General features: G+C 71.2%; 14 protein-coding genes. 6 read left to right on the top strand and 8 right to left on the bottom strand.

The features are described from left to right. Positions 1–61: 61 nt before the first annotated feature. On the bottom strand, positions 62–454 hold the full coding sequence (locus ACF08B_RS31155; protein ID WP_392320488.1) for a VOC family protein: 393 nt from the start codon (positions 452–454) through the stop codon (positions 62–64). A 348-nt stretch (positions 455–802) separates the two neighbouring features. Continuing rightward, complete coding sequence (locus ACF08B_RS31150; RefSeq protein ID WP_392320487.1) at positions 803–2146, bottom strand: UDP-glucose dehydrogenase family protein; 1344 nt, start codon at positions 2144–2146, stop codon at positions 803–805. Positions 2147–2326: 180 nt separating this feature from the next. Here ACF08B_RS31150 and ACF08B_RS31145 point away from each other — a divergent pair, with 180 nt between their 5' ends. From ACF08B_RS31145 to ACF08B_RS31135, 3 genes are all read left to right on the top strand, one after another. Then, entirely contained in the window at positions 2327–3484 is a 1158-nt protein-coding gene (locus ACF08B_RS31145) for an acyl-CoA dehydrogenase (protein WP_093696573.1), read from the top strand. Positions 3485–3635: 151 nt separating this feature from the next. Next, complete coding sequence (locus tag ACF08B_RS31140) at positions 3636–4010, top strand: four-helix bundle copper-binding protein (protein ID WP_392320486.1); 375 nt, start codon at positions 3636–3638, stop codon at positions 4008–4010. Between the two features lie 69 nt (positions 4011–4079). Further along, the gene (locus ACF08B_RS31135; protein ID WP_392320485.1) at positions 4080–4919 is read left to right on the top strand and encodes a class I SAM-dependent methyltransferase; all 840 of its coding nucleotides are present in this window, start codon (positions 4080–4082) and stop codon (positions 4917–4919) included. Here the strand turns inward: ACF08B_RS31135 and ACF08B_RS31130 are convergent. Continuing rightward, the gene (locus tag ACF08B_RS31130; RefSeq protein ID WP_392320484.1) at positions 4916–6232 is read right to left on the bottom strand and encodes an LCP family protein; all 1317 of its coding nucleotides are present in this window, start codon (positions 6230–6232) and stop codon (positions 4916–4918) included. The two genes, ACF08B_RS31135 and ACF08B_RS31130, sit on opposite strands and share 4 nt — an antisense overlap. Before the next feature lie 92 nt (positions 6233–6324). On the opposite strand from ACF08B_RS31130, the gene ACF08B_RS31125 reads away from it, so the two are divergent. Then, positions 6325–6900 (top strand): acyl-CoA thioesterase, encoded by a 576-nt coding sequence (locus tag ACF08B_RS31125; RefSeq protein ID WP_093477118.1) that lies wholly within the window; start codon positions 6325–6327, stop codon positions 6898–6900. Positions 6901–7079: 179 nt separating this feature from the next. Then, complete coding sequence (locus tag ACF08B_RS31120) at positions 7080–8741, top strand: LCP family protein (RefSeq protein WP_392320483.1); 1662 nt, start codon at positions 7080–7082, stop codon at positions 8739–8741. 60 nt (positions 8742–8801) lie between these two features. On the opposite strand, the gene ACF08B_RS31115 is transcribed toward ACF08B_RS31120, so the two are convergent. Further along, positions 8802–10175, bottom strand: coding sequence for an LCP family protein (locus ACF08B_RS31115; RefSeq protein ID WP_392320579.1), 1374 nt, complete (start codon positions 10173–10175; stop codon positions 8802–8804). A gap of 280 nt (positions 10176–10455) precedes the next feature. Between ACF08B_RS31115 and ACF08B_RS31110 the strand changes: the two genes are divergently transcribed. After that, a complete protein-coding gene (locus tag ACF08B_RS31110; protein WP_093477122.1) occupies positions 10456–11484 on the top strand; it encodes a glycosyltransferase family 2 protein in 1029 nt (342 codons plus the stop codon). Between the two features lie 75 nt (positions 11485–11559). Here the strand turns inward: ACF08B_RS31110 and ACF08B_RS31105 are convergent, their stop codons facing one another. The 4 genes from ACF08B_RS31105 to ACF08B_RS31090 form a co-directional block, all read right to left on the bottom strand. Further along, a complete protein-coding gene (locus ACF08B_RS31105) occupies positions 11560–13200 on the bottom strand; it encodes an LCP family protein (RefSeq protein ID WP_392320482.1) in 1641 nt (546 codons plus the stop codon). 185 nt (positions 13201–13385) lie between these two features. Beyond that, complete coding sequence (locus ACF08B_RS31100) at positions 13386–15137, bottom strand: LCP family protein (protein WP_392320481.1); 1752 nt, start codon at positions 15135–15137, stop codon at positions 13386–13388. Positions 15138–15368: 231 nt separating this feature from the next. Further along, positions 15369–16568: an LCP family protein gene (locus ACF08B_RS31095; RefSeq protein WP_392320480.1), complete on the bottom strand. Its 1200-nt coding sequence runs from the start codon at positions 16566–16568 to the stop codon at positions 15369–15371. 310 nt (positions 16569–16878) lie between these two features. After that, a complete protein-coding gene (locus ACF08B_RS31090) occupies positions 16879–17634 on the bottom strand; it encodes a TIGR03089 family protein (RefSeq protein ID WP_392320479.1) in 756 nt (251 codons plus the stop codon). Positions 17635–17663 lie beyond the last annotated feature (29 nt).

The raw sequence follows: 17663 nt of genomic DNA, 5'->3' as shown, positions 1-17663 counted from the left end.
GGGGTGGCCGGCCGTGCCGGCCACCCCGCCCTCGTGTATTCCGGTACGGCTGCCGGACGGCTCAGGGCTCCTCGATCCGGCACAGGCAGAACGGATGTCCGGCCGGGTCCGCGTACACCTGGAAGTCCTTCGTCTCCCGGTCCTCCAGGTCCAGCGGACGGGCCCCCAGCTCCAGGACCCGCTCGTGCGCGGCGTCGACCTCCGCCCAGGTCCGCCCCGCGTCGAGGTCGAGGTGGAACTGCTGGCCGTTGCGGTCCGCCCGCGGCCACTGAGGCGGGGTGTGGCCCTCGGCGCGCTGGAAGGCCAGCCGCGGCCCGTCCGGGACCTCCAGGACCACCCAGTCGTCGTCCTCGGCCTGCGGCGTGCCGCCGGCCACCGCCGCGTAGAAGGCGGCCAGCGCGTGCGGGTCGGGACAGTCCAGCACCACGGAACGGAAGCGGGCGACGGACGCCATGGTGTCCTCCTCGGGGACGGTTCGGCGGGCGCCTCGGTCAGCAGGCGCACAGACAGAACGGGTGCCCCAAGGGGTCGGCACGGACACAAAGCCGGCCGGTGCAAGGAATCGGGACTGCCGGGCGAGCTGGAACCGGTGCGGGACCTGCGCGAGTCGCTGCGGGCAGCGTCGCTCGCCCACGCCGGGCACCCGCCGCACCGCCCGGTCGCCCCCCTCGGCACCTGTGAACGCCGGGGAGTTCATCGGCCACGTATGTGTGCCGTGGTGCAGAATGCGGGAAGACGCCGGTTCGGCCGACTGAGCCTCGGCCGAACCGGCGTCCCCTTTTAACGTGTGTCCGGGCGTCCGCTAGGCGGTGGGACGCCCCATCGCCCGGTAGGTCCAGCCGGCCCGCCGCCACAGCTCCGGATCGAGGGCGTTGCGCCCGTCCAGGAGCAGCCGGTCCGTGGCGACCTCGCCGAGCGCCGCCGGGTCCAGCTCGCGGAACTCCCGCCACTCCGTCAGGTGCAGCACGATGTCGGCGCCGCGGACGGCCTCCAGCGCGGTCTCCGCGTAACCGAGGGTCGGGAAGACCTTGCGGGCGTTGTCCATGCCCTTCGGGTCGTACACCGTGACCTGGCCGCCCTGCAGATGGATCTGGCCCGCCACGTTCAGCGCGGGCGAGTCACGGACGTCGTCCGAGTCGGGCTTGAAGGTGGCGCCGAGCACCGCGACCCGCTTGCCGAGGAAGGAGCCCCCGCCGAGCGCCTCCCGGGCCATCTCGACCATCTGCCCGCGCCGGCGCATGTTGATGGAGTCGATCTCCCGCAGGAAGGTCAGCGCCTGGTCCGCGCCCAGCTCGCCGGCCCGGGCCATGAACGCCCGGATGTCCTTGGGCAGGCAGCCACCGCCGAAGCCGATCCCGGCGCGCAGGAACTTCTTCCCGATCCGGTCGTCGTACCCGATGGCCTCCGCCAGCCGCGCCACGTCACCGCCGCCGGCCTCGCACACCTCCGCCATCGCGTTGATGAACGAGATCTTGGTCGCGAGGAACGAGTTCGCCGCGGTCTTCACCAGCTCCGCGGTCGGGAAGTCGGTCACCACGAACGGCGTGCCCTCGCCGATCGGAGTCGCGTACACCTCCCGCAGCAGCTTCTCGGCACGCTCGCTGCGCAACCCGGCCACGATCCGGTCGGGGTGCAGCGTGTCCTGCACGGCGAAACCCTCGCGCAGGAACTCCGGGTTCCAGGCCAGCTCGGCGTCCGCACCGGCCGGCGCGTGCTCGGCGAGGTACGTGGCCAGCCGGTCGGCCGAACCCACCGGCACCGTCGACTTGCCGACCACCAGGGCCGGGCCGTGCAGATGGGGGGCGAGCGAGGCGATCGCCGAGTCGACGTACGACATGTCGCAGGCGTACTCGCCGTGCTTCTGCGGGGTGTTCACGCACACGAAGTGCACATCGCCGAAGGCGCCGGCCTCGGCCCAGTCGGTGGTGAAGCGCAGCCGCCCCGAGGCGCCCTCGAAGCCGGCCACGTGCCGGCGCAGCAGCTCCTCCAGGCCCGGCTCGAACATCGGCGTCTCGCCGCGCTCCAGCATGGCGATCTTCTCGGGTACGACATCGAGCCCCAGCACCTCGAAGCCGAGCTCGGCCATGGCCGCGGCGTGCGTGGCGCCGAGATAGCCGGTGCCGATCACGGTGATCTTCAGGCTCATGGGGGTGCGCTCCAGCCGGTGGACTCTCTCGTGCGGGCCCGAGCATAGCCGGGCCGTCCACCGGGCAATTTCCCGCTGTCGCGTAGGTCACGTAGGCGTGCCGTCGGCGGCCCTCTAAAATTTGAGTTACTTAACGGTAATTAGCGTCAGTATCACTGCGTCTTTGGAGCGTGAGAGACCGTGGCCGGATCGGCTGACTTCGACCTGTACCGCCTGTCCGAGGAGCACGACATGCTCCGGGACGCCGTCCGCTCCCTGGTCGAGGCGAAGATCGCGCCGTACGCCGCGGCGGTGGACGAGGAGGCCCGCTTCCCGCAGGAGGCGCTGGACGCCCTCGTGGCCAACGACCTGCACGCCGTGCACGTCCCCGAGGAGTACGGCGGCGCCGGCGCCGACGCGCTCGCCACCGTCATCGTGATCGAGGAGGTGGCCCGCGCGTGCGTGTCCTCCTCCCTCATCCCCGCGGTGAACAAGCTGGGCTCCCTGCCGGTGATCCTCTCCGGCTCCGAGGACCTGAAGAAGAAGTACCTCGCCCCGCTCGCCAAGGGCGACGGGATGTTCTCGTACTGCCTTTCCGAGCCCGAGGCGGGCTCCGACGCGGCCGGCATGAAGACCAAGGCCGTCCGTGACGGCGACCACTGGATCCTGAACGGCGTGAAGCGCTGGATCACCAACGCGGGCGTCTCCGAGTACTACACGGTCATGGCCGTCACCGACCCGACGAAGCGCTCCAAGGGCATCTCCGCCTTCGTCGTCGAGAAGTCGGACCCGGGCGTCTCCTTCGGCGCCCCGGAGAAGAAGCTCGGCATCAAGGGCTCCCCGACCCGCGAGGTCTACTTCGACAACGTCCGCATCCCCGCCGACCGCATGATCGGCGAGGAGGGCACCGGCTTCGCCACGGCGATGAAGACCCTCGACCACACCCGCATCACCATCGCCGCCCAGGCGCTCGGCGTCGCGCAGGGTGCCCTCGACTACGCCAAGGGCTACGTCCAGGAGCGCAAGCAGTTCGGCAAGCCGATCGCCGACTTCCAGGGCATCCAGTTCATGCTGGCCGACATGGCCATGAAGATCGCCGCCGCCCGCGCCCTGACCTACCAGGCCGCGGCCGCCTCCGAGCGCGGCGACAGCGACCTCACCTTCCAGGGCGCGGCCGCCAAGTGCTTCGCCTCGGACGTGGCGATGGAGGTCACGACGGACGCCGTCCAGCTCCTCGGCGGGTACGGCTACACCCGCGACTACCCGGTCGAGCGCATGATGCGCGATGCGAAGATCACGCAGATCTACGAAGGCACGAACCAGGTCCAGCGGATCGTGATGGCCCGCAACCTGCCGTAGCGGCCAGGGAATCCGGACACCGGCGAGAGGCGCCCCGCGGGGCGCCTCTCGTGCGTCCGTAGGGCCGTAGGTCGACATGCGGGGCGGCACTTCCCGACGTAGGACGGAAGCACACAGGGCCCGTCCGGGGTCCCTGCCGCGAGGAGGAGCCATGACCCAGTCCCAGTCCCGTTCCGGCACGATGACCGCCCTCACCCCGCAGATGCAGGAGTGCATCGCCGCCTGCATGGACTGCCACAGCATGTGCGAGGAGACCATGAGCTCCTGCATGCAGAAGGGCGGCCAGGCGCAGATGCAGGTCATGCGCGCGCTCATGGACTGCTCCGAGACGACCCGCATGTGCGCCGACATGATGATGCGGCGCTCGCCCATGTCCGCGGAGATGTGCGCGATGTGCGCGAAGGTCTGCGACATGTGCGCCGAGGCGTGTATGTCCATGCCGGACGACGAGATGATGATGCGCTGTGCCGAGGCGTGTCGCCGCTGCGCGGAGACCTGTCGCGCGATGGCGGGCGCCGGTATGTGACCGGTCCGGACATCGGTCGAGGGCACCCCCCCGGGGTGCCCTTGATCATGTGTACGGCAGGCTGGCCGCATGACGACCAGCGACGCGACCGACGCCTTCGACGCCACCGAGCGGGCCATGTGGGCGGGCCGGACCGAGGCGTACGCGCGCGGCTTCGGCCGGCTGTGCGCGCACCCGGTGCCCGCCCTGCTGGACGCGGCCGGGGTCGCGGCCGGGACGCGGGTGCTCGACGTCGGCACGGGCACCGGCACGGCCGCGCTGGCGGCGGGGGAGCGGGGCGCGCTGGTGCGGGCCGTGGACGCCGACGCCGGGATGGTGGCCGAGGCTCGCCGGCGCGGGGTCGCCGCCGAGGTCGCCGTACTGCCCGGGCTGCCCTTCGGGGACGGCGAGTTCGACGCCGTGCTCGGCAACTTCGTGCTGAACCACGTCGGCCGGCCCCGCGCCGCCCTCGCCGAGCTGCGCCGTGTGCTGCGCCCCGGCGGCCGGCTGGCCGTGACGCTGTGGGGCGCCCGGCGCGGTGCCGGGCAGGACCTGCTCGGGCGGGCCCTGGCGGCGGGCGGCGCGGTACCGCCGTCGTACCTGCCGCGGCTGGACCCCGCCGAGGACTTCGCCCGCACCCCGGACGGTCTCGCCGGCCTGCTCGCCGAGGCCGGCTTCACCGGCGCCGGGGCGGCGGAACTGGTCTGGGACCACCGGACGACCGTCGAGGAGTGGTGGGGCGGCGCGGCCGGCGGGGTCGCCACCGTGGGCCTGGTCCTGACCTCGCAGGAGGCCGGCACCGTGGCGGCGGTCCGGCGGGAGTACGAGCGGCTGTGCGCCGCCTTCGTGCCCGGGGACGCCGGAAACGCCGATGGGGAAGGACCGCTGGCCCTTCCCCATGTGGCGCTGCTCGCACGCGCGGTGCGCTAGTTGCCGGAGACGGTGACCTTCTCGTCGTTGTTCAGCTGGCTCACGAGGGTCTTCACCTTCGCCTTGTCCCAGACGAGGTTGCCGCCGGAGGAGCCGGAGATCGGCATGTTCATCGACGTGCCGTCACCGCTGTTGACGCCCTTCATCGCCCAGAACATCGAGGCCAGGTCCCACAGGCCCATGTCCTTGTCGACGATCAGGGAGTCCAGACCCGCGCCCATGGTCGGGTAGAACGTGAACGGGTTGAGCACCGTGGAGGGCGTGGCCACCTGGTGGGCCAGGGCGGCGAGGAACTTCTGCTGGTTCTTGGTGCGCTGCAGGTCCGAGGCGGCGAACGCGTGCCGGGTACGGACGAAGGCGAGAGCCTGCTGGCCGTCCAGGGTCTGCTTGCCGCTCTTGAAGTCGGCGCCGGACCATTTGTCCTTGAATCCCTTGTCGATGTCTATGTCGACACCGCCCACCGCGTCCACGATGTTCGCGAAGCCCTGGAAGCCGATCTCCACGTAGTGGTCGATGTGCAGGCCGGTGTTGAACTCGATCGCGCGGACCAGCAGCGTCGGCCCGTCCTCGGCGTAGGCGGCGTTCAGCTTCGTGTGCCGGCCGCGCGCGGGATAGGTCTTCCCGGACGTCGACCCCTTGTACGACGGGATCTCCACGTCCGAGTCGCGCGGCAGCGAGATCAGCGTGTCGCCGTTGTCGCCGACGTGCAGGATCATCATCGAGTCCGTGCGCTTGCCCTCGGCGCCGCCGGTGTGCAGCTTCTTCTCGTCCGCCTTGGACATGCCCTCACGGCTGTCCGAGCCGACGATCAGGTAGTTGGTGCCGTCGCCCGACTCCGGCCGGTCGATGACCGTCCCCAGGTCGACCTCGCGGCGCAGCTTGGAGTCGGCCCAGAAGTACGTCCCGACGGATGTGACGACCAACACGGTCGCCAGTGTGATCACCGTCCACTTGATGCGGCGCCGCCAGTTCGGGGCGGGGCGCGGAGCCCGGGCGGGCGCGCCCTGCGGCCCGCCGGGGCCGCCACCGCCGTAGACCTGGCCGGTGTTGTAGCCGCTGTCGTAGTCGTCGTGGCCGGGGCCGTCGTCGTAGCCCCGGCCGTCGACGTACGACGGCTGCTGCGGGACGCCGTTGCCGTACGGCGGCGCCGCCGGACCGGGGTCGCCGTAGCCGGAGCGCTGGCCGGGCGGTACCGCCGGGCCGCGCCGCACCTGACGCATCACGCGGGCGCCCTCCGGCTGCGAGCCGGCACTGCCGCGTCCGTAGCGCGGGCCGCGGTTGTCGTCGGACCATCCCTGGGGCCAGTCATTCATGCGGACCAGTGTGCAGGGCGCGGGTGTGTGCCTTACAAGGCCTGTCGGAAAATCAGAGCGGCGCTGTTGCCAAGCTGACACAAATTCCGTGAATGTCGCTTCGGCATAAGGTGGAGGGCATGACAGACCTGGCCACGGACACGGAAACCGACATCCCGGGCAAGCCCACGTCCGCCTCCCGCACCACGCTCAGCCACATCATGACCCACAACGACACCAACCTGCTGGGAACGGTACACGGCGGCGTGATCATGAAGCTCGTCGACGACGCCGCGGGCGCCGTGGCCGGCCGGCACTCCGGCGGTCCCGCCGTCACCGCCTCCATGGACGAGATGGTGTTCCTGGAGCCGGTCCGGGTCGGCGATCTGGTCCATGTGAAGGCTCAGGTGAACTGGACCGGGCGGACCTCCATGGAGGTCGGTGTCCGGGTCCTCGCGGAGCGCTGGAACGAGTCGACCCCGGCCACCCAGGTCGGCTCGGCCTACCTGGTCTTCGCGGCGGTCGACGGCGACGGCAAACCGCGCCGGGTGCCGCCGGTGGTCCCGGAGACCGAGCGGGACCGCCGCCGCTACCAGGAGGCCCAGATCCGCCGCACCCACCGCCTGGCCCGCCGCCGCGCGATCCGCGAGCTGCGCGAGAAGCGCGCCGCCGAGGGCTTCCAGGACTAGTAACTGCCGTGTTTTGCAGGGGGGTTGTGCGGAAGTGGGAAGTATCACGCCGGGCTTCCGTTTGAGACCTGTGGGGATAGTGTGAGCGATCCGGTGGGCGGCCGCGCGGGTTGCCGCCGTCCTACAGGTGGAGAGTGAGGCGGGGCACTCGTCGTGTGCCCGCGACGGGGGGCTGAGGCGTGGACGCACCGTTCCGTGGCAGTGGTGACGACATCGATCCCGCGGACCAGTGGGTGCTGAACCCCCGCACGGGCGAGTACGAACTGCGGCAGCCGGACCCCGCCACCGAGCGGCCGGCCGTGCCCGGCCCCCGCTCCGCGCCGGAGCCCGGGCCCGCGCCCGAGCCGTTGGTGCCGGGCCGTCGCCGCACCACGGGCCGCGGACAGCGCAAGGCGAAGAAGAAGTCCACAGGCAAAAGGATTCTGCTGTGGACCGGCGGCACTCTGGCCTTCGTCCTGGTCGCGGGCGCGGGCGCCGCCTACCTGTATCTCAAGCACCTCGACGACAACATCACCACCACCGACACCGCGGGCGCCACCAGCGACTCCTTCAGCAAGGACAAGGCGTTCAGCATCCTGGTGATCGGCACCGACAAGCGGACCGGCAAGGGCGACGCCGGCTACGGCGACGCCAACAGCCTCGGCCACGCGGACACCAACATCCTGCTGCACGTGTCGAAGGACCGCTCGAACGCCACCGCGCTCAGCATCCCCAGGGACCTGGTGACCGACATACCCGACTGCCCGACCAGGCAGCAGGACGGCTCCCTCAAGACCGTCCCCGGCACCCGGAACATTCGGTTCAACGAGAGCCTCGGCCAGCTCGGCCGCGACCCCGGCTGCACCGTCCGCACCGTCGAGGCGCTCGGCGGCGGAGTCACGGTGAACCACTTCATGATGGCCGACTTCAACGCCGTGAAGACGCTGACGACGGCCGTCGGCGGTGTCGAGGTGTGCCTGGACCACGCCGTGAAGGACACGAAGTCGCACCTCGACCTGCCGGCCGGACCGTCGAAGGTCGAGGGCGAGCAGGCCCTGGCCTTCGTCCGCACCCGGCACAGCTGGGCGAACCAGAGCGACCTCGACCGGATCAAGGTCCAGCAGCAGTTCCTCGGCTCCCTGTTCCGCAAGATGAAGTCCGACGACACCCTGACCAGCCCGACCCGGCTCTTGGGCCTCGCGGAGACGGCGACCAAGGCGCTCACCGTGGACAAGGGCATCGGCCACATCACCACCCTCAAGGACGTGGCGCTGGAGCTGAAGAAGGTGCCGCCGAAGAACATCACCTTCCTCACCCTGCCGGTCAAGGACAACCCCGCCGACGGCGCCTTCCACAAGACGGTGATCGTGGACCCCGTCCCCGCCGCGCAGATCTTCACCATGATCAAGGACGACGCGTCCTTCACCGAGGTGAAGAAGAAGCAGAAGGCGAAGGAGGCGGCCAAGCTGAAGGGGCCCCGCTCCGCCGCCGCGGACGTGCGGGTCGACCTGTACAACGCCGGTGCGCCCGGCGGTTCCGCCCAGACCACCCTCGCCTGGCTCCAGACCGAGAAGGGCGTCGCCAAGGCGAGCCAGCTCGGCAACGCCGGCGCGGACCAGAAGCGCACGACGCTCCAGTACGCGCCCACCCAGGCGGCGCAGGCCCGCGAACTGGCCGACCTGATGGGGCTGCCGGCGTCCGCGCTGAAGCCCGGCAGGAGCGAGACCAACGCCCAGGGGCTGCCCGCGATGGTGCTCAGGCTCGGCGCCGACTTCAAGGGCGCGGGTGTACCGCTCACCGGCCCGGCGAAGGCCCCGGCCGTGCCCAAGACGACGGCGGACCAGGTGAAGTGCGCCTCGTGATCCGCCCGGCGGTGCCCGCCGGGAGGCGGACCCGCCGGGCGCCCGGCCGCGCCCCGGACGTCAGGCCTTTCCGGAGCACACCACCTCGTTGCCCCGCACCACGTTCGTCTCCGGCTGCCCGGGGTCCTCGAACCGCACCTGGTGCACGTTCCTGAAGTCGGCCCCGACGGTCAGCTTCAGCAGCGGTCCCTGGCCGGGGACGGCCCGCAGCTCGCTGCCGGGCAGGGCCGCCGCCAGGGACAGGGCCGAGCGGTCCCACCGGGGGTCGTAGGAGATCACGGTGCGCGGCACATGGGCGGGCGCGGTCACCGGCTGGTGGGTGGCGGCGAAGCCGGTCGCGGTCAGCGCGGCGTCGACCCGCTTGGCGAGCCCGACGGTGCCGGTGCCGTTCGCCACCTGCACCCGGATCTGCCGCGGGTCCACCTCCACCGGCGCCGGCGCGGGGCCGCGGTGCGGGCGGTCCACGGCGAGCGGCTTGTCGTCGCGCACCGAGCCGAAGAGCTTCTCCGCCTTGGCCGGGTCCCACTTCAGGGTCGAGCCGATGCCCTTGACCTGGTAGTTCAGCTGCCCGATGGGCACGGTGGTGAACTCCGAGGACGACGGGGAGAAGTTCCGCATCGCCCGCCCCAGGTCGAGCAGCTCGTCGGTGCCGAAGCCCTCGTCGGCACGGACCGAACCCAGCACCGCCCGGGTCACGTCCCGGAACCTGATCGGGTTCAGCAGCACACCGGACGACGTGGTCTTCTCGATCAGCGCCGCCAGGAACCGCTGCTGCCGCTTCATCCGTCCGAGGTCGCTCGCCCCGTCGACGTGCCGGGCACGCACGTACTGCAGCGCCTGCCCGCCCATGAGGGTGTGCGTGCCGGCCGGCAGGTCGAGCCCGGTGTAGGAGTCCTTCATCGGCGTCGGCGTGCACACCTTGACGCCGCCGAGCACGTCCACGGTCCTCATGAAGCTGGTGAAGTCGACCTCCAGGTAGTGGTCGATCTTCACGTGGGTCATGTTCTCGACCGTGCGGATGGTCAGCTGGGGACCGCCCTCGGCGTAGGCCGCGTTCAGCTTGACCGGGTGCGGGCCGTGCCGCTTCCGGGAGTTCTGGTCGACGTGCTCGGGCGTCTCGGCGTAGGAGTCGCGCGGCAGGCTCACCACCGTCGCCCGGTCCCGGTCCTCCGAGATGTGCACGATCATCATGGTGTCGGTGCAGTGACACGGCGCACCCCCCAGCCGGAAGGCGCGCCGGTCCCGCTCGCTGATCTTGTCGCGGCCGTCGGTGCCGACCAGCAGGACGTTCATGCCGTGGCCGGCCCGGGGTCGGTTCTTCATGTCCTTGAACGCGTCGATCCGGGCGATGCCCGCGTCCAGGCTCGTGACGACCGCGTGCCCGATCCCGGCCGAGGCGAGCACCACGACGGAGAGCGTGGTGACCGCCCGCATGGCCCAGCGCGGCCGCCGGGGCGGCCGGACGGACCGCACGGGCCGCTCGGGCGGGCGCGGCCCCCGGCGGGGTGGCTGCGGGCGGCGCTGTGGCCCGGGCACACCCCCCGCGCCTTTGGCGGTGGGGGACGGGGGCCGAGGCGGGCTGGGCAAAGGGACACCTCCGGACGAGGCCGTACGTGGGATCCGTGAGCACAGTAGGCCGATACGATCTCCAGCCCGCCGTCCCGCCCCGGCGGCGCGCACCGCTGTCCCCCGTTCGCGGTAACGTGAGCGTCCTATGAACGCCAAGTCCGACGTGCGGCTCCCCGCTGTCTCCGTGATCATGCCCGTCCTCAACGAGGAGCGGCATCTGCGCGGGGCCGTCCAAGCGATCCTCGCGCAGGAGTACGCCGGCGAGATGGAGGTCGTGATCGCCCTCGGTCCGTCCACGGACCGCACGGACGAGATCGCCGCCGAGCTCGTGGCCGACGACCCGCGTGTGCACACCGTCCCGAACCCGACCGGCCGTACGCCCGCTGCGCTGAACGCGGCGATCAAGGCGTCCCGGCACCCGATCGTCGTCCGCGTCGACGGCCACGGCATGCTCTCGCCGAACTACATCGCGACCGCGGTCCGCCTCCTCGCGGAGACCGGCGCGCAGAACGTCGGCGGCATCATGCACGCCGAGGGCGAGAACGACTGGGAGCACGCGGTCGCCGCCGCCATGACCTCGAAGATCGGCGTCGGCAACGCGGCCTTCCACACCGGCGGCCAGGCCGCCCCCGCCGAGACGGTCTACCTCGGCGTCTTCCGCCGGGAGGCCCTGGAGCAGCAGGGCGGTTACAACGAGGAGTTCATCCGCGCCCAGGACTGGGAGCTGAACTTCCGCATCCGTGAGGCGGGCGGCCTGATCTGGTTCTCGCCGGAGCTGAGGGTGTCGTACCGCCCCCGGCCCTCGGTGCGCGCGCTGGCCAAGCAGTACAAGGACTACGGCCGCTGGCGGCACGTCGTCGCCCGCTACCACTCGGGCTCCATCAACCTGCGCTACCTGGCCCCGCCGACCGCGGTGTGCGCGATGGCGGCCGGCCTCCTGGTGGGCGTGGCGCTGACCCCGTGGGGCTTCGTGGTCCCCGGCGGCTACCTGGCCGCGATCGTCGCGGGCTCCCTCCCGGCGGGCAGGGGCCTGCCGCTCAAGGCGCGGCTGCAGATCCCGGTGGCCCTGGCCACCATGCACATGTCCTGGGGCTGGGGCTTCCTGACCAGCCCGCGGTCCCTGGCGCGGAAGGTCATCGCCTCCCGGCGGCCGGCGGTGGCGAACGCCGCCTGAGCGCACGGCAGCTGACGACAGGGCCCCCTTCTCCCACGAGAAGGGGGCCCTGCGTACGGCCGGCCGAGCGCTCGGCTACCAGCGGTAGACGTCGTACACGTCCATGCACTTGGTGGTGTCCGAGCCGTTGACGGCGTCACTGCCGTCGGGCAGGTCGCCGGCCTCGGGCGTGTCCTCCTTGGGGAAGGCCGTGCCGGTGCGCCAGTCCGCGCCGACGACGACCGTGACCCCCGACACGTCGGTCGACTGCTTCACCGCGTCCATGGGCAGCCCGAGCGCCTTGGCCACGTACTGCGCGTCGCCCTTCAGGTCCGCGCTCGGGTACCGCACGACCGTCTTCTCCTCGGACAGCGTCCCCGAGGTGTCCGCGTTCGCCCTGCCGTAGCCCTTCGCGATCAGCGCCCGGGCGATCGTCGACGCCCGCTGGGGCACCGGTGCCTCGGTGGAGCTCCGGGTGGCGTTCTGCACGAGCACGCCGAGCCCGCCCGCGTCGAGCGAGGGCTCCTCGGTCGGCTTGTACTTCTTGGACTTCTTCTTCTTCTTGTGCTTGCCGTTCTTGTCGAACGGCACGTCGTCCTGGAGCATCCGCCACACCTTGTCGGCGTTGGCCCCGTCCGGCACGACGTGGTTGCTGTTGCGCTGGTCCGGCACGTTGGGCATGGTCAGCGAGGTGACCCGGTCCGAGGGCACCTCCTTCATCTGCATGCCCAGGTCGTAGAGCTTCTTCACCGTGCCGATCTCCTCGGAGACCGTCAGCGACTTGGTGGCCGCCTCCGCGAGGTCCATCAGCCGCCCGGTGTCCGTGAACACGTTCTGCTGCCGCAGCGTGCGGATCATCGAGTTCAGGTACATGTGCTGGGCGCGGGCCCGCATCAGGTCGCTGCCCCAGGCGTGCCGGGTGCGCAGCCACTGCAGGGCCTTCTCGCCCTTCACCTTGTGCGTTCCCGCCTTCATCTTCAGGCCGGAGCCGCCGGGCACCGAGGCGGTCGGGCGGTCCCACACGTTCTGCTTCACACAGACGTCGACACCCCCGATGGCGTTGCCCATCCGCACCACACCCGCGAAGTCGATCGTCATCCAGTGGTCGATGTAGACCCCGGTGAGGTTCTCCCAGGTGGCCAGCGTGCAACCGGCCCCGCCCCGGGCCAGGCTGACGTTGATGATGTCGTTGGTCGCCGGATAGACCTTGCCGGTGTCCGGGTCCGTGCACTTGGGGATGTCGACCCGGGTGTCGCGCGGAATGCTGACCATGGCGGCGCTCGTGCGGTCCGCGGAGAGGTGGATGAGCATCTGGACGTCCGCGAGCGGCGGGTCGCCGCGGTGGTCCCGGCTGCCGCCGAGCTTCACGTTCTCGTCGGAGTTACGGCTGTCGGAGCCGATCAGCAGGATGTTCAGCGGGGTCTGCCCGGCCGCGTTCGGCTGGGTCCGCTGCGCCTTTGAGTCGTCGGCGCTGCTGCGTCTGCCCTTGTGGATATTGCCGTTGAGATGCTCGTAGTACAGATATCCGGCGCCCGCCGTCCCGAGTATCACCACCGCCAGCACGGTCGCCGACCAGCGCAGCGCGCGCCGTCCGCGTCGCGGCCGGTCGGCCCTCGGCCCGCCGCCCGGCCCCCCGCCGGTACGACGTCCCGAGCCCGCCGACGCATCCGCCTGCGGCGCGGGCGACTTCGCGCCGTCGACCGCAGGCGCCTCCCCGCGCACCTCGCTCTGCGCCAATCTCCCTGCCCTCCCCACCCTTGCGCCCATGCAACGGGCCCGTCACGCGCCCAGTTAGACGCACGACAGGCCCATTGGGTTACCTACGAGGCGCACCTCATCTGCAAGTCATCGCACAGGATACGCATTCCTGTGAATTCCACTCGATCTGTGAATGCGAAAAACCCGTCTCCGTTCGGTCACGCCTATTGCGCGCACTGCACCTTGTCCGCCGTCGACTTGTCGACGTCCGGTGCCTTCGTCGCGGGCGTGAGGGAGACACCCGCGCCCTTGAAGTCCTTGCCGAGGGTCAGCGTCATCGCCGGCAGCCCCTGGGAGTTGGTCACGCTCTTGCCCGGCTTCAGAGCGGAGCCGGAAAGCCCCATGACGGCGGCCAGCTTGCGTGCCTGGGCGGCCTGGTCGGGCGCGTACTCCAGCTGGGTCTTGGCCAGTTCGGCGGGCGCGTTGCCGGCGTTCTCCGACTTGGAGATGCCCTCGTCGTTCTGCAGCCAGTTGAGTGCCGCCTGGGCGCTGCCCGACGCCGCACCGCCGTTGAGGATGCGCACCCGCACCTCGGAGGCGGGCGCCTTGGTGCCCTTCAGCCGCGCGGCCTGGGCGTCCTTCGCGGCCTTCGCCTTCTTCTTCACGTCACTGAAGGAGACGTCGTCCTTGATCGCCTGGAAGACCGCGGGAGCCTTCGCCTCGTTGAGGACGACCGTGGTCTTGACCTTCTCGGCCGGGTTGTCCACGACCGGCACCGTGGTGAAGGTCAGGTTCTTCGGATTGAGCTTGCCCAGCTCCATCCCGAGGTCCTTCAGCTTCCCGATGCTGTCCAGTTTGTCGTCGACGGTCAGCGCCTTGGTGCCGGCCTCCGCCAGCTTCAGCATCTTGCCCGGGCTGGTGAGCGTGTCGTTGGAACTGAGCTTGCGCATCAGCGCGCTGAGGAACTGCTGCTGAAGGCCGATACGGCTCAGGTCGCCGCCGAAGCCCACGGAGTGCCGGGTCCGCACGAAGGCCAGCGCCTGCTCGCCCGAGATGTTGTGCGTGCCCTTCGACAGCTTCAGGTGCGAGTCGGCGTCGTCGATGTCCTTGCCCAGGCACACCTCGACCCCGCCGACCGCCGTGGTCAGCGTCTTGACCGCGTTGAAGTCGGCGACCATGAAGTCGTCGGGCTTGATGCCGGTCAGCTCGGTCACCGTGCGCATGGTGCAGCTCGGCGTACGGTCGTCCTGACCGAGGCTCGTGTTGAACCGGGCGCTCGGCGTGCCCTTGATGACCTTGCTGCTGCCGTCCTCCTGCTGGGTCGGGCAGTCCGGGACGTCGACGATCAGGTCGCGCGGGATGCTGAGCGCGGTCGCGTTGGAGCGGTCCTTGGAGACGTGCAGCAGGATGTTGGTGTCCGCGTGGCCGACGCTGCCGGCGTCGCCGTAGCCCTCGTTGCCCTTGCCGGTCCGCTTGTCGGTGCCGATCAGCAGGATGTTGATCGCCTCGTCCTTGCGGAAACCGCCCGTGCTCGCGCCGTCGTCGGAGATGGACGTGATGTTGCCGTTCAGGTGCCTGATGTAGAGGTACCCGGCGGCGGTCACGGCGACCAGCACGAACGCCATGGTCCCGCCGGTCCACAGCAGGGCCTTCTTGGCCTTCGACTTCTTCTTCACCGGCCGCCGGGCCGCACGCCGCCCCTGCGGCGCCTCCGGCTCGGGTCCCTTGCGCCGGTTGCGCGGCGGCGGCACGTCCCCCGGGCGCACCCGGCTCATCTCACGTGTGCCACCGGGTTTCGCGTCGTTGCGACGGCGCGGTGCGCCGCCGCTGTCCCGGGCGGGTCTCCGGGGGCCGGGGACCGGCGACTGCGCTGCGGAAGGGCTCAGTCGCAGTTCGTATTCGCCGGTGTTCGGATTGAGTACCCACTGGTCTGCGGGGTCGATGTGCTCCGCCCGCCCACGGCCTTGCGCGTCCACGGTTGTCCGAATCCTCCGTCGGGGCCACGCGGCGCCTTCCCCCTCCAAGGCGCTCGGGTCTCGGTGAATCGGTGCGCGACCGCAGGACGGACCTCGTGGTCGGGTGCACCGGATCGCTCACACTATCCGCCCAGTTCAGCGTCGGGCGACGCCGGTGACAAATTCGACGTCCCTACAACCGGGCAATCCACCTCATTTTCTGAACGGAAGTTCGTCGTCTTGGTGAAGCCCTTACTCGCACGCGTGCTCGGCGGCGGTGTTCCCGCTGAAGGTGGGGGCGGGAGAGGCGCCGCTCGCGGTGCCGTCCTGTGCGCCCGTTCCGGGGGCGTTTTCCGGGAGATCCCGGGCCACGGCCACCGGCTGGTCGGCCCGCAGTCGCGCGAACAGCTTCTCCGCCGCCGGCTCCACGAGTTGATCACGGTTGGCGTTGTGGACGTACGACTCCCTCGGCACCGTCAGGAACTGCACACGTTCGGTGGGGATGTCACGCAGCCCGCGCACCAACTGGTACAAGCCACGCAGACTGGCCAGTTCCGGATCCGTGGTCAGCGAGGAGGTCGCCGCGTCCAGCACCGGATACAGCTTCACCGGGTTGAGCAGGACGTCGTTGCTCTGCACCTTGTCGACGAGCGCGCCGAGGAACAGTTGCTGCCGCTCCATCCGCTCGGTGTCGCTGCCGTTCCCGAGCGACTTGCGCGCCCGTACGTACCCGAGCGCCTGCTCCCCGTCGAGGGTGACCCGGCCGGCGGGCAGCTTCAGCTTGGCCGCCTTGTCGTCGACGGGTTCCTTCAGGCACACCTGCACCCCGTCGACGGCGTCCACCATCTCCTTGAACCCGCTGAAGTCCACGACCATGTGATGGTCGACGCGGATGCCCGTCAGTTTCTCGACGGTGCGGATCGTGCAGGCGGAACCGCCCACCTGGAACGCGTGGTTGAACATCGCGAACGCCGGCCGGCTGCGGCTGCCGTCCGGCCGGCGGCAGCCGGGGACGTCCACCATCAGGTCCCGGGGCAGCGAGACGGCGGTGGCGCTGCGCCGGTCGGCGGCCAGGTGCAGCAGGATCGTCGTGTCCGACCGCTCGCTGCCCAGGTCCCGGCCGTACTCGTCGTTGCCGTCCCCGGCCCGGGTGTCGGAGCCGATCAGCAGAATGTTCTGGGCGCCCCGCACCAGCGCGGTGGGCCGCTCCCGCTCGTACCGGGCGAGCTCGGCGGCGGCCGCCTCGTCGGGCGTGATGTTGGCGCTGAGCTTGGCGTAGACGATCCAGCCGGCTCCCGAGGCCGCCACGACGAGCACGGTGAGCGCGAGTGCCGAGCCCTTCAGCCAGCGCCGTCTGCGCCGCCCCAGCAGTCCGTCACCGGTGGCCGTGGACCCGGGGCCGGGACCGAGGGGCTGACCTGCGGGTTCGGTCACGACCGGGCACCCCCTCATGGCGTACGGGCGTCATGTGCTGCTCCTACGACCATGGCGGGGGGAGGGGAGCGGGAGCGCCCTTTGTTACTCCGTTCGGGGGACCGCTGCCCGGCCCGGGCGCGGGGCCGCCCGGGTGTGCGCCGCTGCGCCGCGCGGGTGTACGCCCGCACAGGGGCACCCGCGTCCGTCGCCCGCACCGGGCACTCGGATCGGTCGCCCCCGCGGGCACTCGGGGCACTCGAGGCGGTCGGGGCGGTCGTCCCGCCGGGCGCCCGGGTGGGTCGCCCCCACCGGACGCCCTCCTCCGCGCACGGGCCCGGCGCTCCTCTCAGCGGCGTACCGCGGTCACCCGCTCACTCTCGATCCGCTTCGCGAGCGCGTCCTCGTCCAGCCGGTCGAGGTGGCGGCACAGCACCACGGACCCGCCGACGGCGAGCGGCGCGTACAGCCCCGCGGCCAGTCCCTCCCACGTGTCGTACGCGAGCCCCGAGAGCAGCCGGGAACCGGGCCCCGTCAGGTCCAGCGCCGGCGCCTGCGCCGCGGCCCGTTCCACGACCTCGGCCCCGCTGAACTCCCGGCCGGCGACGATCAGCGCGGCGTCCTCCGCGTCCACCGGAGCGAACGGTGCGAACCGGTCGCCCTGGCCCGGCACTTCCACGGCGTAGTCGGCGAACCCGGCGGGCGTCCGCGGGAAGCGCCCGCCCAACGGCCGTAGCGCCAGAGCCACTCGCTCGCCGGTGCAGGCGAGCGCGGCGTCGAGCGAGTCGGGCCCGCTGACCACCACGTCGGCCGCCGCCGGGTCCCCGTCGACGTCCGCGACCGCGCCCACCGAGGAGCAGGCCAGCAGCCACACCGCCGTCTGCCAGTGCGCGGGCAGCAGCAGCGCGACCCGGTCACCGGGCCCGGCGGCCAGGTCGCCCTGGAGGAGGTTGGCGGTCTTGGCCACCCAATTGGCGAAGGTGGCCACGGACAGTTCGACGCGTTCACCCGTGGCGTCGTCGTAGAAGGTCACCAGAGGGCGGCCGGGGTCCGCGGCGAGCGCGGAAGTCAGCAGGTCGGCAGGGGTGCGATCGGTGGCGTTCACCCGGGACAGGGTACGCGCGGGCCGACGCG

Origin of the sequence: Streptomyces sp. NPDC015139 (assembly GCF_043079785.1) — a bacterium.
Classification (GTDB): domain Bacteria; phylum Actinomycetota; class Actinomycetes; order Streptomycetales; family Streptomycetaceae; genus Streptomyces; species Streptomyces albidocamelliae.
The sequence above is the reverse complement of the archived record's forward strand: the minus strand, read 5'-3'. Positions and strand labels throughout refer to the sequence as shown.